This window comes from Paludibacter jiangxiensis, assembly GCF_001618385.1.
Classification (GTDB): Bacteria; Bacteroidota; Bacteroidia; order Bacteroidales; family Paludibacteraceae; genus Microbacter; species Microbacter jiangxiensis.
Map to the genome: position 1 here is coordinate 665,274 of NZ_BDCR01000001.1, position 25,401 is coordinate 690,674.

Annotated in this window: 19 protein-coding genes and 2 tRNA genes; 15 read left to right on the forward strand and 6 right to left on the reverse strand. The window is 43.8% G+C overall.

The annotated features are described in order from the left end of the window. The first annotated feature begins 20 nt into the window (after window positions 1-20). The gene (locus PJIAN_RS02500) at window positions 21-2,885 is read left to right on the forward strand and encodes a PD-(D/E)XK nuclease family protein (RefSeq protein ID WP_068701694.1); all 2,865 of its coding nucleotides are present in this window, start codon (window positions 21-23) and stop codon (window positions 2,883-2,885) included. A 63-nt stretch (window positions 2,886-2,948) separates the two neighbouring features. On the opposite strand, the gene PJIAN_RS02505 is transcribed toward PJIAN_RS02500, so the two are convergent. Continuing rightward, window positions 2,949-3,485 (reverse strand): hypothetical protein, encoded by a 537-nt coding sequence (locus tag PJIAN_RS02505; protein WP_153802458.1) that lies wholly within the window; start codon window positions 3,483-3,485, stop codon window positions 2,949-2,951. Between the two features lie 654 nt (window positions 3,486-4,139). Here PJIAN_RS02505 and PJIAN_RS02515 point away from each other — a divergent pair. Beyond that, window positions 4,140-4,838, forward strand: coding sequence for a M48 family metallopeptidase (locus PJIAN_RS02515; protein WP_068701699.1), 699 nt, complete (start codon window positions 4,140-4,142; stop codon window positions 4,836-4,838). Here the strand turns inward: PJIAN_RS02515 and mltG are convergent, their stop codons facing one another. After that, complete coding sequence (gene mltG, locus PJIAN_RS02520) at window positions 4,839-5,888, reverse strand: endolytic transglycosylase MltG (protein ID WP_068701701.1); 1,050 nt, start codon at window positions 5,886-5,888, stop codon at window positions 4,839-4,841. Window positions 5,889-6,038: 150 nt separating this feature from the next. On the opposite strand from mltG, the gene PJIAN_RS02525 reads away from it, so the two are divergent. The 10 genes from PJIAN_RS02525 to gldG all read left to right on the forward strand — a co-directional run bounded on the left by PJIAN_RS02525 (window position 6,039) and on the right by gldG (window position 15,481). After that, window positions 6,039-6,125, forward strand: a tRNA-Ser gene (locus tag PJIAN_RS02525). 191 nt (window positions 6,126-6,316) lie between these two features. Continuing rightward, window positions 6,317-7,603, forward strand: a complete 1,287-nt coding sequence (locus PJIAN_RS02530) for a glycoside hydrolase family 57 protein (RefSeq protein WP_068701703.1) — start codon at window positions 6,317-6,319, stop codon at window positions 7,601-7,603. 49 nt (window positions 7,604-7,652) lie between these two features. Then, the gene (locus tag PJIAN_RS02535) at window positions 7,653-9,794 is read left to right on the forward strand and encodes a cation:proton antiporter (RefSeq protein WP_068701705.1); all 2,142 of its coding nucleotides are present in this window, start codon (window positions 7,653-7,655) and stop codon (window positions 9,792-9,794) included. Window positions 9,795-9,991: 197 nt separating this feature from the next. Next, window positions 9,992-10,065, forward strand: a tRNA-Gln gene (locus PJIAN_RS02540). Window positions 10,066-10,130: 65 nt separating this feature from the next. Next, a complete protein-coding gene (locus tag PJIAN_RS02545; RefSeq protein ID WP_068701708.1) occupies window positions 10,131-10,655 on the forward strand; it encodes a KdsC family phosphatase in 525 nt (174 codons plus the stop codon). Between the two features lie 152 nt (window positions 10,656-10,807). After that, window positions 10,808-11,695, forward strand: a complete 888-nt coding sequence (rfbA, locus tag PJIAN_RS02550) for a glucose-1-phosphate thymidylyltransferase RfbA (protein WP_068701709.1) — start codon at window positions 10,808-10,810, stop codon at window positions 11,693-11,695. Beyond that, window positions 11,682-12,236: a dTDP-4-dehydrorhamnose 3,5-epimerase gene (gene rfbC / locus PJIAN_RS02555; protein ID WP_068701711.1), complete on the forward strand. Its 555-nt coding sequence runs from the start codon at window positions 11,682-11,684 to the stop codon at window positions 12,234-12,236. Before rfbA ends, rfbC begins: the two co-directional genes overlap by 14 nt. Window positions 12,237-12,255: 19 nt before the next feature. Continuing rightward, complete coding sequence (rfbD, locus tag PJIAN_RS02560; protein ID WP_068701713.1) at window positions 12,256-13,131, forward strand: dTDP-4-dehydrorhamnose reductase; 876 nt, start codon at window positions 12,256-12,258, stop codon at window positions 13,129-13,131. Between the two features lie 33 nt (window positions 13,132-13,164). After that, the gene (locus PJIAN_RS02565) at window positions 13,165-13,713 is read left to right on the forward strand and encodes a helix-turn-helix domain-containing protein (protein WP_068701715.1); all 549 of its coding nucleotides are present in this window, start codon (window positions 13,165-13,167) and stop codon (window positions 13,711-13,713) included. Window positions 13,714-13,795: 82 nt separating this feature from the next. Further along, the gene (gene gldG / locus PJIAN_RS02570; protein ID WP_153802459.1) at window positions 13,796-15,481 is read left to right on the forward strand and encodes a gliding motility-associated ABC transporter substrate-binding protein GldG; all 1,686 of its coding nucleotides are present in this window, start codon (window positions 13,796-13,798) and stop codon (window positions 15,479-15,481) included. 62 nt (window positions 15,482-15,543) lie between these two features. Here the strand turns inward: gldG and PJIAN_RS02575 are convergent, their stop codons facing one another. From PJIAN_RS02575 to PJIAN_RS02590, 4 genes are all read right to left on the reverse strand, one after another. Continuing rightward, window positions 15,544-15,924, reverse strand: a complete 381-nt coding sequence (locus PJIAN_RS02575; protein ID WP_084252274.1) for a hypothetical protein — start codon at window positions 15,922-15,924, stop codon at window positions 15,544-15,546. Between the two features lie 269 nt (window positions 15,925-16,193). Further along, on the reverse strand, window positions 16,194-17,216 hold the full coding sequence (locus tag PJIAN_RS02580) for a glutamine synthetase beta-grasp domain-containing protein (RefSeq protein ID WP_068702692.1): 1,023 nt from the start codon (window positions 17,214-17,216) through the stop codon (window positions 16,194-16,196). Window positions 17,217-17,515: 299 nt separating this feature from the next. Beyond that, a complete protein-coding gene (locus tag PJIAN_RS02585) occupies window positions 17,516-18,205 on the reverse strand; it encodes an SIR2 family NAD-dependent protein deacylase (protein WP_068701721.1) in 690 nt (229 codons plus the stop codon). 53 nt (window positions 18,206-18,258) lie between these two features. Further along, window positions 18,259-19,044, reverse strand: coding sequence for a peptidylprolyl isomerase (locus tag PJIAN_RS02590; RefSeq protein WP_439951395.1), 786 nt, complete (start codon window positions 19,042-19,044; stop codon window positions 18,259-18,261). Between the two features lie 201 nt (window positions 19,045-19,245). Between PJIAN_RS02590 and PJIAN_RS02595 the strand changes: the two genes are divergently transcribed. The 3 genes from PJIAN_RS02595 to PJIAN_RS02605 are packed head-to-tail and all read left to right on the forward strand — an operon-like array spanning window position 19,246 to window position 25,395. Further along, window positions 19,246-23,709, forward strand: coding sequence for a translocation/assembly module TamB domain-containing protein (locus tag PJIAN_RS02595; protein WP_068701725.1), 4,464 nt, complete (start codon window positions 19,246-19,248; stop codon window positions 23,707-23,709). A 33-nt stretch (window positions 23,710-23,742) separates the two neighbouring features. Further along, a complete protein-coding gene (locus PJIAN_RS02600) occupies window positions 23,743-24,378 on the forward strand; it encodes a DUF3256 family protein (RefSeq protein ID WP_084252223.1) in 636 nt (211 codons plus the stop codon). A 39-nt stretch (window positions 24,379-24,417) separates the two neighbouring features. Then, window positions 24,418-25,395 (forward strand): glucosaminidase domain-containing protein, encoded by a 978-nt coding sequence (locus PJIAN_RS02605; protein WP_068701729.1) that lies wholly within the window; start codon window positions 24,418-24,420, stop codon window positions 25,393-25,395. Window positions 25,396-25,401 lie beyond the last annotated feature (6 nt).

A 25,401-nucleotide genomic window follows, 5' to 3' on the forward strand; every position in this document is an offset into this window, starting at 1 on the left:
CGGACAAACTTTTTTCGAACGTGAAACCTCTTTTGCAACAAATAGCCTCGGTTTACCTGCGCGAACACGAGCAGGAGTTGGGCAACATGCTTTTTGTCTTCCCCAACCGGCGGGCAGGGCTCTTTTTCCTCAACTACTTGTCGAAGATGATCGACCGACCGCTGTTTGCACCCGAAACAATGACTGTAAACGAGCTGTTTGCACGCCTCTCGAACTTGCAAACTGCCGATCGGATCAGCCTGCTGTTTCGTCTCTACGCCATCTACCAATCGCTGAGCAAGAAAGAGGAGACCTTCGACAAATTTGCCTACTGGGGCGAAATGCTGCTCAACGATTTCGACGATGTGGACAAATACCTGACTGATGCCAAGCAACTTTTTACCAACGTCACCGAACTGAAACAGATCGATTCGCTTTTCGATTACCTTTCCGAAAATCAGATCGAGGCCATCCGCCGCTTCTGGTCGAGCTTTGTACCTACTTCCGAAAGTGCCAAACAGAAGGACTTTCGGGCTACCTGGGAAATTCTTTATCCGGTATATGAAAAGCTGCATACCGAATTGCTTGCCTCGGGCGAAGGTTACGAAGGGATGATTTTCCGCGAAGTGGCCGAACGGATGCAACGCCGCGAAGAGCTTCCGGTGGAATGGAGCCGCATCATATTTGTAGGTTTCAACGCGCTCACACCCGCCGAAGAGAAGCTGTTTACCTATTTCCGCAACAACGGCCTGGCCGATTTTTACTGGGACTACGATATAGAAGAGCTGGAAGACTCCACCAACCGCGGTAGCGACTTCCGGCAAGCCAACCTCGAACAATTCAAACCGCGCTACGAACTGGCCGACGAAGAGACCCGCGAACGCACCATCGAACTGACGGGCATCCCATCAGCTGTTGGGCAGGCCAAGTATGTGCACCAGTTGTTGCGCGAACTCTATCCCGGCAACAAGGAAGAGTACTCCTCCGAAGAGCTGATGAAAACGGCGGTCATCCTCTCCGACGAAAACCTGCTGCTGCCGATGCTGCACTCGGTTCCGCAGGAGTTGGACAAAGTGAACGTAACGATGGGTTATCCGCTCTCCATCACACCGGCCTCAACGCTTATCGATAACCTTTTTGCCCTGCAACGTGCCATCCGTCAAAAGGGAACACAAACGCTGTTTTACTATCGCAACGTGCAGATCATCCTGCAACATCCCTACCTGCTGCAACTCGCCGGGAGAGAGGCCAAAGCCATCTCCGATAGCATTACGCAGTACAACAAAATATACATCCCGGCCGAAGAATTTGCCGATAATGAGCTTTTAGCGGCGCTGTTCGTCAGCAACGAATCGCCCCGGCAGATGGCAGCCTACCTGACAAAGCTGTTCCGCCTGCTGCTACAACGCCTCCAGACAACGGAAGAAAACACTCCCCCGGTTCATCTGGAGCAGGAGTTTCTGTACCATTGCTACACGGCCGTCAACCGTATCGAAGGGTTATTGCAAAACACCGAAATTGAATTGACCAACGAGACTTTTGCTCGATTGATGAAACAGCTTATCTCGGCGGTCTCTATTCCGTTCGAGGGCGAACCACTGGCCGGATTGCAAATCATGGGTCTGCTCGAAACGCGCGGCCTCGATTTCGAGAATGTGATTATCACCTCGCTCAACGAAGGTGTTTTCCCGCAGAAACAGTCGGCTCCGTCGTTTATTCCCTATCACCTGCGGAAAGGGTTCGGGCTACCCACCGGCGAACATCAGGATGCTATCTTCGCCTACCATTTCTATCGCCTTATCCACCGGGCAAAAAAGGTTATCTGCACCTACGACACCCGTTCGGAAGGATTGCAATCGGGAGAAGTGAGCCGCTACATTCACCAATTGAAGTACCACTATCGGCAACCGATCGCCGAAAAGATCGCCTCGTTCGACATCAGTTTCAGCAAACCCGAAACGGTGGAGATTGCCAAAAGCGAAGCCATCCGGCAAAAGCTGGCTCCTTTCCTGACCGAAGGAAGCCGCCGGGCGCTCTCGGCAAGCGCCATCAACACCTATCTCGACTGTCCGCTGAAGTTTTACCTCAGCACGGTGGAAGGTTTGCAGGAGAGCGACGACGTGGAGGAGACCATTGCAGCCAGCACCTTCGGCTCTATTTTTCACGGGGCAATGGAAGAGTTGTACAACACCATGAAGGGGCGCATGGTGACCGCCGAAGCGATCGACAGTGTACTGAAGAGTCCGACCGCGATCAACGATGCCGTGGCGCTGGCCTTTACCCGTAGTTTCTTGAAGAAGGAAGAAGGCATAGTCTATCCCGAAGGTCAACACCTGCTCACCACCGGTATTATTCAAAAATACATCGAACAGTTGTTGCGCAACGACAAGAAACTGACCCCGTTCGAATACGTGGCATCGGAATACCGTTTCGACGAACGGTTTGCGCTCCCCTCGGGGAAAAGCGTCAACCTGAAGGGCTTTATTGACCGCATCGACCGCAAGGAAGGAGTTACCCGTATTCTCGATTACAAAACCGGCAGTCACGATCTGACCGTTTTTTCCGGCATCGCGCAACTATTCGACAAAGAAGAGAAGAAGCGTCCCAAAGCGGTGATGCAAACCTTTATGTACGCCCTGCTCTACCAGCAACAACAGGGCAATTGTACCGTCGAACCGGGCATTGTCATCATCCGTTCATTGTTTAAAGATGCCGATACCAAGCTCTATTGCAAGCCCGAGCGGCAAGCCACTCCCGTGGACGATTTCAACGATTATAAGGAAGAATTCTCTGCCGCCTTCGCACAGTGCCTCGACGAGATTTTCGACCCGGCTCTACCTTTCACACAGACCCAGGACAGTGACAAGTGCAAGTATTGCCCGTTTACGGTGATTTGTAAGCGATAGTTTCAAAATGGGACAAGCGACATGGGATAAGCAAGCGACTTCCAAGTCGCTTAGATTCATATTTTAACGGATATATTGTTTAATCAGGATATCCTTTGCCTGTTGGTTGCCACTATGAGCCGCTTCTCCCAGATAATAAATTGCCATTTGGCGTGAGTCAGGATCAAAACGAGTTAAATCATAGATAGCTGCATTTTTATCATCGTCATTAAACGCATGCCAAAGACAAAGATAAACGTCCATATAAGCTTGCCGATAATGGTATTTATCGGCCATTTTCAAACATACTGGAAGTAATATAGGGAAATAGCTTTCTTTCGAATATGCTTCTTTGAATTTTTCATAAGCCAGAGTATCTCCATTATCTGTTTTGCGATATAAATCTTTATGGTATTGAATGAAATTGGGTAATGCAACGATTTCTACATTTTTTTTACCACTCTTATTACAGCCCCAACATATTATTAACATTGTGACGAATAGTATTTTTTTCATAATAATCAATATTTCTGCGTGTATATTAAGTGCCGTTTCTCCCTCCAAAACCAACATCGTTGCTGCGCTATACCCTCTTTCTTTTCCTTGGGTTGTTTTATCCAATACTCCCCTGCTTTTATATCTTTAGGTAATGCATTCCCATTTAGATACAGGTGTCCAAGTATGTCCTGTGAATTGTTATTGCCCGCTTCGGCTGCTCGTTTTAAATAGTATAATGCTCTGTGTTGGGAGATCGTATCTAAAGCATTCCATTCGGATGTGTTAAAATTTGGAGACATATAATGATAATAAACGCTTTCATACGCACCCGCATAATGGTATTTATTAGCCATAATCAGATCAATGAGGAAACATGTACCATAAGGACTGTCATTCACACAATCATATCGAATCGGATTCCCGGTATTAATTGCTTCACGAAGATTTTCATAGTCCGATTTGTGATTCAATGCCCGAAAGCTTAGGGTATCACCCGATTGGGAGTAATGCACTGATGTAAGTTTGTTATTTTGCTTTTGACATCCTGTTATCAGTAATACCAGAACGAGAAAGGAAGATAAGATTTTCATAGGAGTTTACATCTGAAGAATTACATAATTCATATTTCTAATAAACTTATTTCCCGCCAAATATAGTTATTTTAACGAACAAACAGATAGTTGACCGCTGCACAATAAACAAGACATCATACATCACTTTTCCCTCTTTATTCCCGCATCGTATATTTCGTATCTTTGCACATCAATCTTCAACTGCATGTGTCCATCGCTTCACGATCCCGAACTGGGACAGATTTCATTTACGGTCAATCCGCGCTCGCGGCGCATTTTCCTGCGTCTGGTGGCCGACGGCGTGCGGGTGACGCTGCCTTCGGAGAAATTTTATGAGGAGGGGGTAAGGTTTCTGAAGCAGACAAGAGAGACTTTGTTGCAGAAAAAAGAGAAGCACCAGCAATGGATCGATGCCGACCATCCGCTGAAGACGCTCACTTTCACCACGCAAGTGGTGGCCACTAATCGCAGTCAGCTCTTCTTCAGGCTGGCAAATGGTGTGCTCACCATCGAATATCCGGCACAAAAAGATGTACATGCACCAGCCATTCAGGCAGCAATTCGCAAAGGAGTGGTCTATTTTCTGCGACAGGCGGCAAAGAAGGAGTTGCCTCCCATGATTATTCGCTTAGCCGCGGAGCACGGCTTCAAATTTAACGGGGTAAAAATACAGTCGAGCCAGACCCGCTGGGGAAGTTGTTCGCGGATAAACAGCATCAACCTTTCGCTCTATTTACTGTTGTTGCCGAAACATCTGGTCGAGTACGTCATTCTGCATGAACTTTGCCACACGGTGGAGCACAACCACAGCGAACGTTTTTGGGCTTTGTTGCAACGTGTCGCACCCGACTCCGACAGGCTCCGCAAAGAGCTGTCGGGTCATCACATCCGTCACCTGTTCTGATTAGTGGATACCGCGTTTGTTCATCATCGCGGCGTAGCGATCGGCATTCCGTTTGTGTTCCGCCCAGGTAGCTGCAAAATAGTGCTCGCCGTTCAAAGTTTCCTTAGCACACATGTAGAGGTAGTTATTCGGCTTGAAGTCCAGCACGGCATCGATACTTTCGATACTCGGAATACGGATCGGCCCCGGAGGAAGACCCGGATTTTTGTAGGTATTGTAAGGTGACTGCACCCGCAAATGCACGCCCGTTATTCGCTTCAACGAGAAGTCATTCAGTGCAAACTTGATGGTTGGGCACGACTGCAACGGCATTCCGATCCGCAGGCGATTCATATACAATCCTGCAACAATCGGTTTATCGGCTTTGTGGTTGGTTTCTTCTTCAATAATAGAGGCGAGAGTAGTCACCTGTACCGGAGTCAGATTGGCCTTTTTGGCTTTTTGTTTGCGCTCTTCTGTCCAGAATTCTTCATATTCGTGATGCATCCTCTTAATAAACTGTGCCGGCGTTATATCCCAAAGCATATCGTAGGTATTGGGAATAAACATTGCCACTACCGTTTCGGGAGTAAATCCCATTTTTTCGTCGGCTAAGGAATCATTCAACACAGAAAGCAATGTCAGCGAGTCGGCCATCAGTTGTTTCGACAAGCGTCCGGCCAGCTGCGCTTTGGTTCTGATATTGTTGAATTTCAAACTTACCGGAGCCTGAATATGCTTTTTCAGGTTGGAGAGTAGTTTATGATTGGTCATGCCGTTAGAAATAGCATAACGACCTGTACGTATTTTGGTAGGATAACCCTCTGTTTTTGCCAGACGAATGAAAGAATTAATATCGCGGGGCTTGGTTTTTTTCTCGATTTGTTTCACCACATCATCGAGCGTGGCATGTTCATGAATGTAGATATAAACAGTTTCACCCGAAGGTGTAAAGAAGTTTCCGCGGAAATAAATATATGCCTGATATCCTATAAAAAGAACGGCTATAGCACCTAAAACTAATGCTATCCTTTTGATTAATTTGGAATTACGGTATATTTTCTTTTTCATAACTACCTAATTTTTAAGCCTTATCAATTGAGCTTGCAAATTTAATCATTCCTATTGAGAATATTTTGAAAGAGAGTTTGAAAAAATGAAAATTATTTCCTACTTTTGCAACGCTTTTAAAGCAACCGTTTAGGCAATGACTCGGACACTGGTGAGGTGGGTGAGTGGCTTAAACCAACAGTTTGCTAAACTGTCGTACGGGTAACCGTACCGGGGGTTCGAATCCCCCCCTCACCGCTTTTTAATTGCATTTTTATGGCACTTGTCGCAAGATAGGTGCCATATTTTTTTTGTTTATCCGAAATAAATCCTATTTTTGCCATGGGTAGGTGAAATCAAATCCTTTCTCCGTCCACATCCTGATTGCCGGAAGACATCAGCAACTTTATCAGCCACCTTTTGTCCTTCAAAATCTAAACTACACGCAAATGAAAACTATCTGTTTCTACTTTCAGGTGCATTTACCGATGCAGTTAAAACGTTATCGTTTCTTTGAAATAGGATCCGATCATTATTACTATGATGACTTTGCAAACGAAGCAAATGTGCAGCGAATAGCCAACAGCAGCTTCCTACCGGCCAACCGCCTCATTCTTGACATGATACGCAGTTCGCACGGCAAATTCAAAGTCTCTTTCTCCATCTCGGGAATCGCGCTTGAACTCTTCGAACAATATGCTCCCGAAGTGATTGATAGTTTTAAGGAACTTGCCGAAACAGGCAGTGTGGAGTTTGTTGCGGAAACATATTCTCATTCGCTCGCCGCCGTTTTTGATCCTGAAGAGTTTGTACAACAGGTCAAAATGCACAGCGATACTATCTATGAACTTTTTGGCGTTCGGCCTACCACCTTCCGGAATACCGAAATGATTTATTCCGACGAGATCGCCCAAATGGTTTACGAAATGGGATATTCCACGATGCTCACCGAAGGGTCCAAACATGTGTTGGGATGGAAAAGCCCGAATTTTGTATATGGACACAGTTATATTCCGCAGGTCAAAGTACTGACCCGCAACATGAAACTGAGTGACGATATTGCATACCGCTTCTCGGACTGGAGCTGGAGCGAATTTCCTCTGACAGCGGAAAAACTGATGAGCTGGATTAAAAGTGCCGAAGAAAGCGAAAAGGTTTTCAGCATCTTCATGGGCTATCAGTCTATCGGAGAACGCCAACGTCCCGAAAGCGGCATTTTCGAATTCATCAAAGCATTACCGCTTCAGGCTTTAGCAAACAAGATAACCTTTTCCACGCCGGCCGAAATTGCAAAAAAATTCAATCCTATTTCTCCTATCAGCGTCCCCTACCCTCAAACATGGTCGGGAGAAGAAAAAGACCTGAGCAGCTGGACCGGCAACGACCTCCAGACCGAAGCGCTTCAAAAACTATACCAGGTAGGAGAACGGGTTCGTTTGTGCTCCGATCGTGCACTGAAACGCGACTGGCTCTGCCTGCAATCGTCCGACCACTTCCATTACATGACCACCAAACCATGGAACGGATTTACCGTTTATCCGAACTATGAATCGCCGTATGATGCGTTTACAAACTACATGAACGTACTGGCCGACTTTATGGATCGGGTCAAAGGACAATTCCCTTCAAGCATTGAAAATGAAGAGTTAAACGCATTGTTAACCACCATCAACAATCAGGAATCAAAAATAAACGAGTTGGAAAAGAAACTTCTATCCACTTCTCCAACAGATTGATTGTAAATATTTTTACGGCAAAAACATTAAGTTTTTGCCGTTTTACTAAATGACCCTGTCTGACATTACCATACAATTACCTTTAGAGAACTCAACGCTTATCTTCGGAGTGGTGCTGCTTGTTATTCTCTTTTCGCCGTTGCTTTTGCACCGGCTGAGGATACCGTATATAGTAGGCCTCATTTTCGCTGGAATTCTTCTGGGCCCAAAAGCATTCAATATACTTGCCAACGATGAGAGTTTTCATCTGTTCGGCAATGTGGGTATTCTCTACATCCTTTTTCTGGCGGGAATTGATATGGATATGAACGACTTTCGCCGCAATCGTGTCAAGGGAATGATTTTTGGCCTGTTTACGTTTTCCATACCGATACTTATCGGCACATTTACAAGCCTCTACATTCTGCATTTCTCACTGATGACTTCGCTTCTGCTGGCAGCAATGTATTCGTCGCAAACGCTTGTAGCCTATCCGATTACAGGCCGGTATGGCGTTTCGCAAAATCGCGCGGTCAACATCACAGTCGGGGGAACCATTCTGACAGACACTCTGATGCTTATGCTGCTGGCAATCATTGCCGGCATGTGCAAAGGAACCCTTACCAACTGGTTTATGGTGTTATGGGCAATCAAAATTGTCTGCTTTGGCTTAATTGTTATGTTTGTTTTCCCGGTTATTGCCAGAGCTTTCATGAAACGCTTCGAAGACAACATCCTTCAGTTCATCTTCGTATTGGCTATGGTATTCCTCGGGGCGTTTCTGGCTCAGCTTGCAGGACTGGAAGGCGTTCTCGGCTCGTTCATGGTAGGTATTTCGCTGAACCGTCTGGTTCCTAAAGTATCGCCGCTCAAACACCGTCTCGAATTTGTGGGAAATGCGCTTTTCATTCCCTTCTTTCTGATTGGGGTGGGAATGATGATCGACTACCGGGTATTGTTCAGCGGATACGAAGCCTTACTCGTAGCCGGCGTTATGGCCGTTGTCGCCATCACCAGCAAATGGCTGGCCGCCACCTTTACCCGCCTCACCTGCCGACTGACCAAAGACGAAGGATTGATGGTATTCGGATTAAGCAATGCCCATGCGGTAGCAACACTGGCAGCCGTAATGGTAGGCTACAATATCATTTTGGGACAAAATCCGGATGGTACCCCGGTTCGCTTGCTCAACGACCACGTGCTGAATGGCACCATCATCATGATTCTGTTATCGTGCATTATCAGTTCGTTTGTAACAGAAAAAGCAGCCCGCAGACTGGCACTGGCAGGACAAACGGGAGACAAATCGGACAAAGAAACACGTGAGCGAATACTTATACCGGTATCAAATCCTGAAACAATAGACAGGCTGATGGAACTGGCAGTAATGATGAAAACAGCTCCTTTGAAACAGCCGTTGTATGTTTTGGCGGTAGTAGATGACATAGTGAACGAAAGTCGGGGAACAGGAGAAAAATTGCTGGAAAGAGCCGCTAAAGTTGCCGCATCTACCGACAACACGATAGAACAACTTGTTCGTTACGACGTAAACGCCGCCAGTGGAATTATTCATACCGTGAAAGAGCACAACATTTCGGATGTAATCATCGGTCTGCATCGGAAGACAAAGCTCACAGAATCGGTATTAGGGCAAATGGCCGATTCTCTGCAAAAAAGCATGAGTCGGTCTATTTATGTCTACAAGCCTGTTCAGCCACTGGGAACGACCTCGCAGATTGTCACGTTTATTCCGGAAAAAGCAGAACTGGAACTTGGGTTTCAGCGAAGTTATGAGCACATCTACCATATTGCAAAACAAGCAGATGCATCTCTTATTTTCTATGTCAATAGCGATACGGAAGAGAAACTCAAGTTATTTGCGGGGCTACACAAACACAAAGTCCCCACATTTTATCGCAAAATGGAAGGATGGCATGAAATAGAGTCTTGCATCAAACAGGTACGCAGCAACGATTTGGTGATTTTTATCGCAGGACGTAAATCCACAATCTCTTACAATGCTTTGTTTGAAGAGTTGTTTGCTTCGGTATCCAACGCGGTCATAAACAACAGTCAGCTTGTGATCTACCCCGAACAGTTCGGATTCCAATCTGAAACTGACGAACGGTTTAGTGTTTTGCATAACCCGTCACCTGTTTTTGAGGAATTGAAGAAACCACGCAAGTGGCTGGATATTCTTACGAAAAAATAAAGGTTCTTCTTCCTCTGAATTTTGTCAGAGGTAAAAGTCAAGGCTCATCTTTCAAAATTTATATTTTAAAGATCAGCCCATTACATCGGATTTGGTCAAAAAAATATAACCACAAAGAAAATTTTATCCAAAATATTTTGTGGAAAAGCATTAAACGCTTACCTTTGCACTCGCTTTTTAAGCAAAACATAATGGAGTGTCTCATGGTGTAATGGTAGCACTGCAGTTTTTGGTACTGCCTGTCTAGGTTCGAATCCTGGTGAGACAACCAAACAAGGCCAATGGTTTGATTTACAAACTTTTGGCCTTTGTTTTTTATATAAAAATTTATGCTCTATGGCAAATTTCAAAGAACTTCTCAACAATGTCAAAGCTTTTGTGTTTGATGTTGACGGTGTGTTATCAAACAACAGTATTCCTTTGCACCCCAATGGTGAACCTATGCGGATGGTAAATATCAAAGACGGATATGCAATTCAGTACGCGATAAAAAAAGGATACCATGTTGCCATTATCACCGGAGGAAACACAAATGCCGTACGGCTTCGCTTCGAGCGTTTGGGTGTGAAAGATATCTACATGGCCTCAAGCACCAAAACAAACGACCTCGACGAGTTCCTTCTCAAATACTCGCTCAATGCCGATGAAGTTCTTTACATGGGCGACGACATACCTGATTATCAGGTTATGTCACGGGTTGGCGTACCTACCTGTCCACAGGATGCTGCTCCTGAAATAAAAGCTATTTCTGTCTATGTATCCCCTTTAAAAGGCGGAGAAGGATGTGCCCGCGACGTCATGGAGCAAGTCATGAAAGTACAGGGAAAATGGATGGACGATAATGCCGCTTTTGGGTGGTAATTTTTTTTACATTTCCGTACCATTTTCAATAAAAGCGATTATCTTTGTTTATATCAAAAACAGGCAAAAGCCTTATAAATGCAAGACTCTCGGCTCATTTTACGGGTTGTTCCTGCAAATGCCTTTACAATACTAATTAACAATATTTACCCATGAAAGGTATTATTTTGGCCGGGGGATCGGGAACCCGCTTATACCCCATCACCAAAAGCATTTCGAAGCAAATTATTCCCGTTTATAACAAACCGATGATTTACTATCCGTTGTCGGTGTTAATGCTATCGGGAATTCAGGAAATATTGATAATCTCAACGCCTCAGGATATCGATCTTTACAAGCGGCTTTTTGAAGACGGATCGGCTTACGGGCTAAAAATAGAATACGCCATCCAGCCATCTCCTGACGGTCTGGCACAAGCATTTATCATCGGAGAAAAATTCATTGGCAACGATTCTGTTTGCATGGTACTGGGCGATAATATTTTCTACGGATACAACTTATCGTCTCAATTGCAGGAAGCTGCACAAATGAAAGACGGAGCCACGGTCTTTGGTTATTATGTAAATGATCCTGAACGCTATGGTGTTGCCGAATTCGATCCATCGGGAAAGGTGCTTAGCCTTGAGGAAAAACCGGCCGTTCCAAAGTCGAATTATGCGGTAACCGGCCTCTATTTCTATGGTAACGATGTGGTGGCGAAAGCAAAAGCGCTTAAACCTTCGCCACGCGGTGAACTTGAGATAACGGATCTCAATCGGATTTATCTCGACGAAGGCCGACTGAACGTAAAACTTTTGGGTCGTGGAATGGCCTGGCTGGATACCGGCACACATGATAGTCTGCTTGAAGCTGCCAATTTCATTTCGACCATTGAGAACCGTCAGGGTTTGATGGTAGCCTGCATTGAAGAAATAGCATTTCGCATGAAATTTATTGACCGGGATCAGTTGCTTCAACTGGCCGAGCCGCTAAAGAAAAATAATTACGGGCAATACCTTATTAAGATTGCCAATGAACCAATAGAAAATGGAAATAATTAGTACTCCAATACGTGATTTAGTTATAGTTAAAAACCAGATTTTTGCTGATAGCCGGGGATTTTTTTTAGAGAGTTACAACAAGAAAAGATTAGCCGAAAGCGGCATCAACATTGACTTTTGTCAGGATAATTTATCGAAATCGAGCTATGGAGTGGTCAGAGGACTGCATTACCAGCTTAACCCTCACTGCCAAAGCAAACTGGTTTCCGTCATCGTTGGTAAAGTATATGACGTAGCGGTTGACTTACGAAAAGGATCGCCAACATTCGGACAATGGTTCGGTGTTGAGCTTTCGGAAGAAAATAAATTACAGTTCCTCATCCCTCAGGGATTTGCTCACGGATTTTCAGTATTGAGCGAAACCGCCGTATTTAGCTATAAATGCGATGATTTTTATGATCCCACATTGGAGAGGGGAATTATATATAACGATCCGGCATTGAATATTGACTGGCAGATTCCATTGCAGGAAGCCATCATATCCGAAAAGGATCTAAAACATCCGACCCTGGAAAAGGCTGAGATGAATTTTGTCTATTAACCCCGTAAAGATAGAAAGTATGAAAAAGGTTTTAGTCACAGGTTCGTATGGGCAGTTAGGCAGTGAGCTGCAACAAATTGCCCCACAAATGAAGGATGTCGAATTTGTCTTTACAGATGCCGACACGTTAGACATTTGCGACAAAGACGCTATCGAGCAGTTTGTGGCCAACAAATCGTTCGATTTTATCGTCAACTGCGCTGCTTATACGGCAGTGGATAAGGCAGAAGAAGATGAAGAGAAATGTTTCGCTATTAATTGCGAAGCAATCAGAAACATCGGGGAAGTTGCTGCTTCACACGAAATTAAAGTTATTCATATCTCCACCGATTATGTTTTTGACGGAACAGCACATGTGCCTTACACCGAAGACGTAAAAATCAATCCAAAAACAGTTTACGGAAAAAGTAAAGCATGTGGCGAGGCCGATTTAAAAAGAGTTTGCCTTGATGCAGTGATTATCCGTACGTCATGGTTGTATTCGGTTTATGGCAACAATTTCGTAAAAACGATGCTCAAGCTCGGCAAAGAGCGCGACGAACTCAAAGTGGTTTTTGATCAGATCGGTACACCGACCAATGCTGCCGATTTGGCTGCTGCCATCTTGCAGATTATCGAACAAACAATTAAAAATGAAAATGCTTTCAAAACAGGCGTTTATCACTTTTCAAACGAGGGTGTTTGCAGCTGGTACGATTTCACCATTGCCATTCACCGCCTTGCCGGAATTGACTGTAAAGTGTTGCCAATCGAATCGAAAGACTTTCCGGCAAAAACTCCGCGGCCATTCTACAGCGTACTGAATAAATCAAAGATCAAAAAGACTTTCGGAATCTCGATTCCGCATTGGGAAGCAAGTTTAGGTTCCTGCATTGCAGAGCTGAACAAAAAATAGCATTTTATAAAACTTCAATAACTCATATTTTGTATGGACGATAAAATCAGACAGATAGCTGCACGTCTGCACGGATTAAGGGAAGCACTGAATATATCGGTCAAAGAGATGGCCGACGCTGCAATGGTTAGTGAGGAAGAGTATCTTCTCTGTGAAAATGGAGAAAAAGATATTCCGGTAAGCCTTCTGCATAACATTTCCGGTCATTTTAACGTTGAGATGACGGCCTTGCTATTCGGGGAAGAACCGAGAATGCGAACTTACTATCTCACCCGTAAAGGTCAGGGAGTGGCTATTGAAAGAACAAAAGCTTACAAATACCAATCGCTGGCAGCAGGTTTTGCAGGCAGAAATGCCGATCCGTTTATTGTCACGGTAGAGCCTTGCGACAATCCTATTTGTCTGAACACTCATGCAGGACAAGAGTTCAATTATGTTATTGAAGGGAGAATGCTTCTGGAAATAAACGGAAAAGAACTGATTCTGGAAGAAGGAGATTCGCTCTATTTCAATGCCGAGTTAAAGCACGGTATGAAAGCTCTCGACAATAAAACAGTCCGTTTCTTAGCCGTAATCATATAAGTATCAATATTATTTGAAAAATAAGACTTCCCGACAATATTTTTGCACGGGAAGTCATTTTTTATGTTTGGTCTATCCTCTGATGAAAAATAAACGCCTTTTTCTCCAAATAGCTGCTGTGGCAGTAGCCATTGCTGCTGTTTCCCTCATCTCTCATTATCTGTTTTTCCGCCTCGATTTAACCTCCGACAAGCGATATACTATCTCATCAGCTACAAAAGGACTTATGAAGTCGCTGGACGAACCGGTACAAATCAACGTGTATCTCGACGGTGATTTAAACGCCGGTTTTCTACGGTTAAAGCACTCCTGCACGGACTATCTGGACGAGTTTAAGGTATATGCCGGCAAAAACATTCAATATCAGCTTATCGATCCTGCAAAAGCAGCCGAAGGTAAAGATCAGGACGCTTATTATGCTTCGCTCGAGAAACGGGGTATGCGTGCTACAATGGTTTATGAGAAAGATGCTGATGGAAAAGCTGTAAGGAAGATAATTTGTCCCTGGGCAGAAATAATCAGTCATAAAGACACTCTTTTAGTGAACCTGCTTACCAATATGCAGGGACATTCCGGAGAAGAGAACCTGAATGCTTCGGTGGAAAATCTTGAATATCAGTTGACCGATGCTATTCGGATATTGAATGTGAAGGAAAATCGTAAGGTGGCGTTTCTGGAAGGCAACGGAGAACTACCCGAGCCGGAAGTGTATGACGCAACCACAGCTCTTAGCCGCTATTTTCAGGTAGACCGGGGCGCTCTCGGCAACGACCCGAAAGCTCTTGATCCATACAAAGTGGTTATCATTGCCAAACCGGCGACCGCTTTCTCCGAGAATGAGAAATTCATTATCGACCAGTATATTATGAATGGAGGACGTGTGCTGTGGCTCATTGACGGATCAAAGATCGACAATGATTTCCTCTCGAGAACCGGGCAGGCAACCATTGCTCCGCTTGATGTGAACCTTTCTGATATGCTTTTTGGATATGGTGTCCGCATCAACCCTGACATTGTGCAGGATGTTCAATGCGCCTCTATGCCAATCAATGTGTCACGTCCGGGAGAAGAGCCGCAATTTAAGCCAATGCCGTGGGTTTTTCAACCGTTGTTACTTACATCTCCATACAACGCCACCACGCGTAATCTGGCCTCTGTAAAGGCAAATTTTGCCTCATCAATAGATTTTGTAGGCGTGGACACTCTGGTAAAGAAACAAGCCCTTCTCGCCACCTCTAACGCATCACATGTTTTAGCACCTCCGGCAATGGTTGATCTGAAACAAATGCCGGACCCACGTGATCACGATTATTTCCGCTTCCAAAACATTCCGGTAGGTGGCCTTTTGGAAGGGACATTTACTTCTGCCTTTGCCAACAGAATGGTTCCCGAAGGGATTAATAAATCTGCATCAATAGCCCGTAAGAGCAAGTATACAAGAATGATTATTGTTGCAAACGGAGATATTATCCGCAACGAAGTTCACGGCACCGGCGACAACATGCAACTGTTACCTTTAGGATTCGACAGTTATACCAATCGCCAATACGGTAACCGTGATTTTATCGTAAATGCCGTTTTGTATCTTAGCGGAGACGACAGCTGGCTCGAATTAAGATCGCGGGTAGTTCCACTTCGTTTGCTTAACAATGTTGCTACCACAGAAGGCAGAACAACATGGCAAATCATCAATCTGGTTACCCCTTTGGTTCTGCTGGCTTTATTTGCCGCGGTTTTCTTTTTTTTAAGACGACGAAAATATTCCTGATAGAATGAAAATGTCCTTGATGATTGTTTCATCAAGGACATTTTTTTCAAATACGGCTGTATTTATTTTTTCGGTTCTTTGTTTTCTTTGAATCCTTTATCCGGCGTACCGTCTTTTTTCAAGTGCTTCGGAGCTGCTGCTTCTTTGTTTTCTTTAAAACGTTTGTCGGGAGTACCATCTTTTTTCATGTGTTGACCCGGAGCTGCTTTTGCAGGAGGTGGAGGAGGAGGCGGTGGTGTTACGTTCTTGGCATTTTTCTCAACTTTCTTCATTTCTTTGTCGGCCTTTTTCATATCCTTATCGGCCTTCTTCATGTCCTTGTCTGCTTTTTTCATCTCTTTCTTAACTTCCTTCTTTGCCGGAGCAGCAGCAGGAGTCTGAGCACTTAGCGATGATGCAGCAACAAATAAGGCTGCCATCAGCAGTGTGAATACTTTTTTCATATAGACCATTGATTTTTATACACCCGCATGTGAGTAGTATTGGTTTGTAATAAGGACGAACATGCTCGTTTTCAAGAAAATTAGCTTACAAAATGAAAGGCAAATATAAGCACGAAATGAGAGGATCCAACTGCTTTATAAATTTTTATCAAAGCATAATAGCGAGACTGACTCCCTCTTCAAAACAACCCTTTATAAAGTCTCTTATCAACAAAAAAGCGGTTGACCGCTCTGGCCAACCGCTTTGTGAATTGTATATCTGCTTACAATTATAATTTTGCAATACCTTTTTTGGTAGTTGAAATAATAACTGCAGCAATTTTGTATGGGTCTCCGTTAGAAGCAGGACGACGGTCTTCCAAACGACCTTTCCAGCCATCTTCTACTGTTCCAATAGGAATACGGATAGAAGAACCACGGTCAGAAACACCATAAGAGAATTCGTTGATAGAAGCAGTTTCGTGTTTACCTGTCAAACGTTGGTCGTTATAAGCTCCGTAAACAGAAACGTGTTCCTGGATGTGTTTTCCGAATTCTTCGCAGATTGCGTCAAATACTTTTTTGTCACCGCAAGTTCTCATCAAACCGTTAGAGAAGTTAGCGTGCATACCCGAACCATTCCAGTCAAGTTCTTTTCCAAGTGGTTTTGGATGCAATTCAACATAAACGCCATATTTTTCAGCAACTTTTTCCAAGAAATAACGAGCAACCCAAATTTGGTCACCTGCATCTTTTGCACCTTTAGCGAAGATTTGGTATTCCCATTGTCCGGCAGCAACTTCAGCGTTGATACCTTCAACATTCAAACCGGCTTCCAAACAAACATCGAAGTGTTCTTCAACGATTTCACGTCCGTAAGCAGCTTTAGCACCTACGCCACAATAGTAAGGACCTTGAGGAGCAGGATAACCGTTTGCAGGGAAACCCAAAGGCATTTTTGTTTCCATATCCATCAAGAAATATTCTTGTTCGAAACCAAACCAGAAATCATCATCGTCCGATTCGATAGTTGCACGACCGTTTGATTCGTGTGGAGTTCCATCCGCATTCAACACTTCAGTCATCACAACATAAGCGTTTTTGCGAGTTGGATCCGGGTAGATAGCAACTGGTTTTAACAAAAGGTCGGAAGAACCACCAGTAGCTTGTTCGGTTGAAGAACCGTCGAATGACCATACTTTGCAGTCTTCCAATTTTCCACTAAAGTTGTCTTTAGACATCATTGTCTTTGCTCTCAACGATTGGGTTGGTTTGTAACCATCCAACCAAACATACTCTAATTTTGCTTTCATGTTTTTGCCTATTTTTAATTGCATTTTATTATATAAACTGATGCAAAGGTAACAAAAAGATTAGAAAAACAAGTATCTAATAGCAATTATCTTGCATTTTATCCGTTTTTAATATTTTTTATTGTCATTTTGTCATCCATGATAATTGTTTAAACGAATGTCATATGCAGTATTGATAAGTAGTTGAGAGCCTTTTATTACAAACAGTTACATCATCGCAAAAAAATAGCCGGAAACAGAGTTCAAAACTGTTTCCGGCTATTTATATTATTTGCGCTATTCTACACAGAGATTATTACTTAAGAAAGCAACATTCTTTCCAATTGAGCAACTCCGGTGGTTGCTGGTTGCTGAATAAATGTAATGCGTTGATAATATGCTGTGTTCACTTCTTTTGGATCAATAAGGTAGATTGGAACGCCCTTAGGGACATAATGCAATAATCCTGCAGCCGGATACACATTGAGCGAAGTGCCAATCACGGCATAAATATCTGCCTGAGCGCTCAAATCGGCAGCCTCTTCAATTGCAGGAACGGCTTCACCAAACCATACGATAAATGGACGCAGCTGTCCACCTTTGGGACATCTGTCTCCCAGTTTTATATAAGGAGCATCCGAAGGAAGGTCAACCACATAATCCGAATCGTACGTGGAACACACTTTCGTAAGCTCTCCGTGCAGGTGGAGCACATTATTGCTTCCGGCACGCTCGTGCAGGTCATCGATGTTCTGCGTTATAATGCGAACATCAAATTGCTGTTGCAACCGAGCCAGCCCCACATGTCCGTCGTTGGGTTTTGCTTTTAACAACTGGCGGCGACGTTCGGCATAAAAGCCGAGCACAAGCTCAGGATTACGAGCCCAACCTTCCGGGGTTGCCACATCTTCCACGGGATATTGATCCCACAATCCACCGGCATCCCGGAAAGTGCTAATGCCACTTTCGGCGCTCATTCCTGCTCCGGTGAGGATAACTAATTTCTTCATTCGAGTCTGTTTTAATCGAACGCTGTCAATTAGTTGTTAGCTGATTGATAGCTTTATTCTTCTACTGTAACTTTTATAATCTTCACATCTTCAACGGGACGGTCGGCACGGCCGGTTTTAACCTTAGAGATTTCTTCAACCACCTCAAGACCGGATACCACTTCTCCGAAAACGGTGTAACTGCCATCAAGATGCGGAGTTCCCCCCAACGTTTTGTAAGCCTGACGAAGCTCATCTGTCAATTTATACATCGGGTTCTCATCAACTTTTTTGACCGTTTCGGCATAAATTGAGTCGCGGAGATTATTGAGACCGGCAGTGTCATTTGCCAACTGAAGAGCCTTAATTTTTTCAATGTGAGTTGTTGCTATTTGTTGAAAAATACCTCTTTCCTGATTGACACGGGCTGATTGTTCCACATGGTTCAATTCATTTTCGGAACAGGTACGTCCCTGAACGATATAAAATTGTGAACCCGACGAAGCTCTGTCAGGATTCACTTCATCACCCTGACGCGCAGCTGCCAAGGCTCCTCTTTTATGAAAAAATGCCGGGTAATGAATTTCTGCCGGTACAGTATATCCGGGTCCGCCGGTACCCAGCATCTGATCTGGTTTTGCATCTTTCGACTGTGGATCGCCGGTTTGAATCATAAATTCACCGATGACGCGGTGAAACAAAACGCCGTCATAAAAGCCCTGTTTGGCTAACTTCAGAAAATTATCGCGATGCAGAGGCGTTTCGTCATAGAGCTTTACGAGGATATCGCCATGATTGGTTTGAATTTTTACCATAGTTGGTGATAGATTTTTGGCTGCAAAAAGGTTGCAAGCCGTCATAAAAATAGTAATTATTAATAAGATTCTGTTTGTTCTCATTTGATTTTCAAGTAAATTTGCCGAAGCATAAGTAACTTACAGGAATTGTATCCGAATGTGATGCTTCGGTTTATTCTACCGTTTTACTTATTATTCTTATTAATAGAAAGATATGAATGCCCGCCCAAAGGGCACATTCCCCCTTTACAAGATTCAAATAGGATGCTCAAAATTAAACAAAAATCTCTAAGAGTGCTCTTAATGGCTACAGCAATTACGGTAGCCATCATTGGTACTATATTTATTTTGTTGAATTTGAGCTTTGTGCAAAACTCCATCCGCAAGAAAATTGTAGCGGATCTGTCACAAAAACTACACACTCGTGTTGAAATAGGAACCCTTTCATTTTTTCCGTTTTCTGACTTAAAAATGGGAGACGTCTATCTTGAGGATCAGACACGCGATACCCTGTTCACGGCACACCAAATGAAGGTTCACCTCGATTTCTGGCGATTGTTTCGCAAAGAAGTGGCGATAAACGCAGCCGATCTGGCGCGTTTGAATTTCAACCTCAAAGTGGATTCGACCGGAAAAACCAACTTTGATTTTGTTATCAAAGCTTTTGCGTCAAAAGATACCACCAAATCGAAAATGAACCTCATTTTCAGTGTTGATCGTTTTCGGTTGTCCGACAGTCGTTTCCGGCTGAACAACATTGATAAAAAAGAGCATCTCAGAACCTTTGATGCGTCTCACCTTGATATTCATGATATTAATCTTGATTTGTCGCTACACCGTTTTTCGTCCGATTCTTTGTCGGCCGACATCCATTCCCTCTCTTTGCGGGAACGATCGGGACTGCAACTTTCAAAGCTTCAAACCCGCATAAGAGCCAACAAGAAACAATTGATTTTGTCTTTCTTCAATCTGAAGTTGCCCGCGAGTGAATTGAAGATGCAGAATATAACCTTTACAACTAAGGCATCCGGAAAAACGAACAATCTACTGCAAAACGTAAAGGTTAACTGTTCCATTTTGCCTTCGGAAATAGAGCCGAGCGATCTGGCCTGTTTCCTTCCTCCACTGGCGTCGTACCACGATAAGTTCAAATTAACGACCGATCTTAGCGGAACTTTCTCAAATTTCAGGTGTAAGAAACTAAGCCTGACGGGACAAAACCACTTTAGCCTTTCCGGCAACTTTGACATAAACGGTCTGCCCGATATCGGAGAAACATTCGTATATGCCAATCTGAAGCAGTTGAATGTGAATGCGGCAAGAATGCAGGATATGATAGCCCATTTTACGGGAAAACCATTTACGCTTCCCAACGAAGTTTTACGATTGGGCGACCTGCGTTTTAACGGTTCTCTTACCGGTTTCTTCAGCGAAATGGTCGCTTACGGTAACTTGTCAACACGTTTGGGGAGCTTATCTACCGATATCAAACTCAATTTCAGCGATAAACTGAATAAGTTGCAATTCTCAGGAGCCATCAATGCTATGAATTTCCGTTTAGGGGAGATGTTAAGTTCTCCCGATATGGGAAACATTTCGCTACAGGCCAAACTGGAAGGGAAAAGCGAAAAAGGGAAACCGCTGTCTACAAAGGCAAAAGCTGTGGTATCTTCTTTTTCATTCAATAAATACACATACAACAACTTATCCATCGACGGCAATTTTGACGGATCGAAATTTGACGGATCAGCAAGTCTTGAAGACCCTAATATCCGCTTCAATCTTGCCGGACTTATCGATTTGGCAAAAAAGAGACCCGTTTATAAGTTTACTGCCGACATCCAGAACCTCACGCCCAACAAGCTCAACCTGACGAAAGATTTCCCGAACCTGACAGCCGGGCTGCACATGGAAGCAAACCTTCAGGGCGATTTGATGAAAGATGCAGACGGTTCTGTTATATTCACGAATATTAATCTGCTGAACGGAGGACAGGAGTACAATCTGAGTCATCTAACCCTCAATGCCCTCCCGACATTTGAAAACAACAATCGGTTGGATATTAACTCTGATCTTATCAGCGGATATTTTCAGGGCAAATTCAATTTTATCAAGCTCCCCAAAGACATCACCTACATCGCAGCGAAATATCTGCCATCGTTGCTACACACGTCCGAACGCTATGCTGCATTCAATAATTTTGCATTTAACCTGAAAGTAGATCCGAATCAGGCCGATGAACTCTTTTCGGTTTTGGCATTGCCAGTTCAGATTGAAAATGGTGCAAGTCTGGAAGGAAATGTCAATTCTGATTCCCGACAGTTAAATTTTACGCTTGACATACCAACACTGACATCGAAAACATCTCATTTTTCTAAATTACGCCTTACATGTGACAACCCTCGTGAAATGATGCAGATTACAGCGAAAGGCATGATACTCCAAAGCAACAATACGGTCATGAATCTTTTCGCATCAGCCGCTGCTACAAAAGATTCTGTCAGTACCCGACTTATGTGGGACAACAGCGGAAAAGAGACGTATGCCGGTGAAATGGTTGCCAGAACAAGACTTTGGAAAGAAAACAATCAGTTATGGGCTGACACAAAAATATTACCCACGCAGATTATCCTGAATGATTCGGCATGGAACATACGTCCAAGCACAGTAAAGACCGACATGAAGAGTGTGTGGATCAATCGTTTTATGGTTGAACGCCAGCAACAACACCTCAGCATTGACGGAACAATTTCGGCACAGGCAACCGACAGTTTATGCGTCGATATAAAAGGAATTCAGCTGGATTATGTGTCTAAAATGGCTCACATGCAAAACCCATCGTTGAACGGCAACGTAACCGGCAACGTAACCATACTTAGTGTTTTGAACCATCCGATTGCGAAAGTCAATGTTTTTGCCCGTGATTTCGGACTGAATCACTGTGTTTGGGGTGATACCTATGCCGAAAGCGGATGGGACGAAGCAAACCGGAAGTTGAACCTTATGGGACGCGTGATGAGTAAGACAGACACTGTTGCCCTCTTAAAAGGAGGGTTCTACACAGCAAAAGACTCAATGGCTCTTTACGGATTTGCCAGACATCTTCCAATTACATTCCTCAACCCTTACCTGACCTCGTTCTTATCGAACCCGCAAGGAACAGCAACAGGAAAAGTGGGAATGTTCCTCGTAAAAGGAAACATATGGTTTAATGGCGATGTAAAAATCGAAAACGGGCAAGCCGGACTTAGTTCATTAGGTACGATGTATACTTTCAGCGACTCGGTACACCTCCGTAAAGAAGCAATCATTCTGAAAAATGTCGTTTTACATGATGCCGAAAACAACACCGGAGTCCTTTCATGCACGGCACCCAATACCTACCTGAAGGATTGGAAATACGACGTACAGGTTACCGCGCATAATTTACTATCAATGAATACCAAAGAAACCGATAGTGAAAACTTTTGGGGAAAGGTATATGCAGACGGTGATGTACGGGTTACCGGAGATGGTCAGGGGACCAAAATCAACATCAACGCGACATCAAAGCCCAAGACAAATGTTTACATATCAATTGGTTCGGCAGTGAGCGCGGCCGACAACTCTTTCATCGAGTATGTTGTCAGGAAGAAGCGTAATGCTACCATTTCCGGTGAGCAACAAAACAATAAATCGGGTAACGGCACGCCAACAGTGATAAATGCGATGCTGAATGTCACCCCGGATGCTCAGATACACCTGATTATTGATCCGAAAGCCGGAGACAAGATTGACGCCGTGGGATCCGGAATATTGAATGTAGGATACACTTTGCACAATCCGGATCTGCAAATGCAGGGAAGTTACACGATAAACGAAGGAAAATATCTCTTTACTTTCCAGAATGCACTAAGCAGAGAGTTCAAGATTGACAAAGGGAGTGCTATCCGGTGGAACGGAAATGCTTATAATGCTCTGATTGACATTAATGCCCGCTATCAGATGAATGCATCCTTAGCCGATCTGGATGTAGATATTCTGAAAAACTCAGGTCGGTCGAGTGCTGTTGTGGAATGTCTGCTAAACCTCACGGGTAGCCTGATGAAACCAGATATCAAATTTGACATCAACCTGCCTAACTCACGAGATGAAGTAAAACGTGCGGTAAAGAATGTCGTAAACACAAACGACATGATGAACCGGCAAATGATCTGGTTATTAGCGTTCAACCGCTTCTATACACCCGACTATATGCGATCATCGGTCAACCCTATCGGTCAGGGCGAATTGATTTCAGTTGCCAGTTCAACATTATCTAATCAGCTCAACAGCTGGCTATCACAAGCAGTATCGGGCGTTAATGTTGGTTTTAATCTGCGTTCATCCGGAGTAGGAGAATATACCGGAACGGACTATGAAGCTGAAATTATGTATCAAAACAACCGCTGGATCATAAATGGCAGTGTCGGTTATCGGAACGATAATTTTTCAACCAGTAAATTCATCGGAGATGTCGATATTCAGTATGTGTTGTCGAACAACGGAAAATGGCGTGTGCGCGGATATAACCGCACCAATGACTACAAACAACTCAACCCCGCGCCTTACACCCAGGGGCTTGGTTTGACTTATACTGAAAACTTCAACAGTTTCAAAGAGATTCTGACTGATTATAAAGATCTTTTAGTCAGTACATGGGGAAAAATCAAAGGCATATTTCGCAAGAAGAAAACCGAAAAGAAATAAACCAGTCTTCGCCGGCTGCAAAAACATAAATATATGCACAGACAGATAATTTTATTGATATTCAGCATGATATCGTTGTTTTCGGTATCGGGTCAAATCTCTGTTGAGAAATTGTTTCAAACGATGCCGGCCGACCTTTTGTGGCTCGACCAATCGCAACGAACAGAGCTGTTTGCTTATTTCAAAGACAAAAAGGTTGATTCCATTCAAAACAGTCTAAATGGCTATTGTAAGCTGATTGACTATAATGAAGAGACGAAGCACCTGCTGCTGAAAACCTCTCAAAAAGGCAGCATGGAAATGCAGGTTTTGGGAGCGGAATCATCACCGTTCATCGCGGTAATTTTCACGACGTGCGCTCCGGCCTGTCAGTCGCACATCAATTTTTATTCTCTCGAATGGAAGCCGTTCACAATGGACTTTCCCACTTTGTCAGCTTCCGATTTCATTGCCAGGGGATTATCGGAATATGATCTTTCTATTGCAAACCGGTTGCTGACTCCGCTTTTCATAAGCTATACCTTTACAGAACCTGGAAAAACCATAACAGCATCATGCAATGCCAGACAATTTCTTGCTGATGATGACTGGAAAGAACTGAAACCTCTTTTGAAGTCAGAGCAACTGTCGATTAAATTTGAAGATGGAGTCTGGAAAATCAAGAAATAAACAGCATAAAATAAATTCTCTAACCAAAGTTCAACATTCATGAAGAAGATTCTAAACACACTAACCGTACTTTTCCTGGCATCTCTTTGCCTTACAGCCCAGAAGCGCCAACCGGATTATGAGGCTTATATCAAAAAATACCAGTCAATTGCTGTATCCGAGCAGAAAAAATATGGAATTCCCGCAAGTATAACGCTGGCACAAGGATTGTTGGAGTCAAGAGCCGGAAAAAGTCCTTTGGCAACTGAAGCAAACAATCACTTTGGCATAAAATGTTCCGACTGGAGAGGAGACACTTTCTTTCAGAATGATGATCAGAAAAATGAATGTTTCCGCAAATATTCAAATCCCAAAGAATCATACGAAGACCATTCTTCATTTCTTGCAAAAAGAAGCCGATATGCTTCTCTTTTCTCATTAAAATCAGATGACTACAAAGGCTGGGCCAATGGTCTCCAGTCAACCGGATATGCAACAAGCAAAACATATGCTTCAAGCCTGATAAATCTTATCGAACTTTACCAGTTGAACATGCTTGATTCAGAAAGCAGCAAGTTGCTGGCTTCGAATAAAAAGAAAAAGAAAGCGGTTATAGAAGAAAAAACTATTGCAGAAGCGCTTGCGGAATCATCCACTGTGGTTAGCAGCGACTTTGGAGTAATTGAAGAGCCTTTTGACCATAAAGTATACAAGAACAACGGTGTGAAGTACGTGCTTGCAAAACCCGGCGACACCTATAAATCCATCGCAAGGGAAGTCAACTTACCTGAAAAAGTGCTCCGTTACAAGAACGAAGTGACCGATGATTATGTATTGAGTGTCAACGAGGTGGTTTATCTGGGAGCAAAAAAGAGCAAAGCTGCTAAAAACGTTCCTGCAACACACCGTGTAGAAGCCGGAGAATCAATGCACTCCATCTCACAAACCTACGGAATCAAGGTTAAAAAGCTTTATCAACTGAACGACATTACTTATGGTTCGCCTGCTGTATTCGGCAAAGTGTTGAACCTGAAATAATAACCC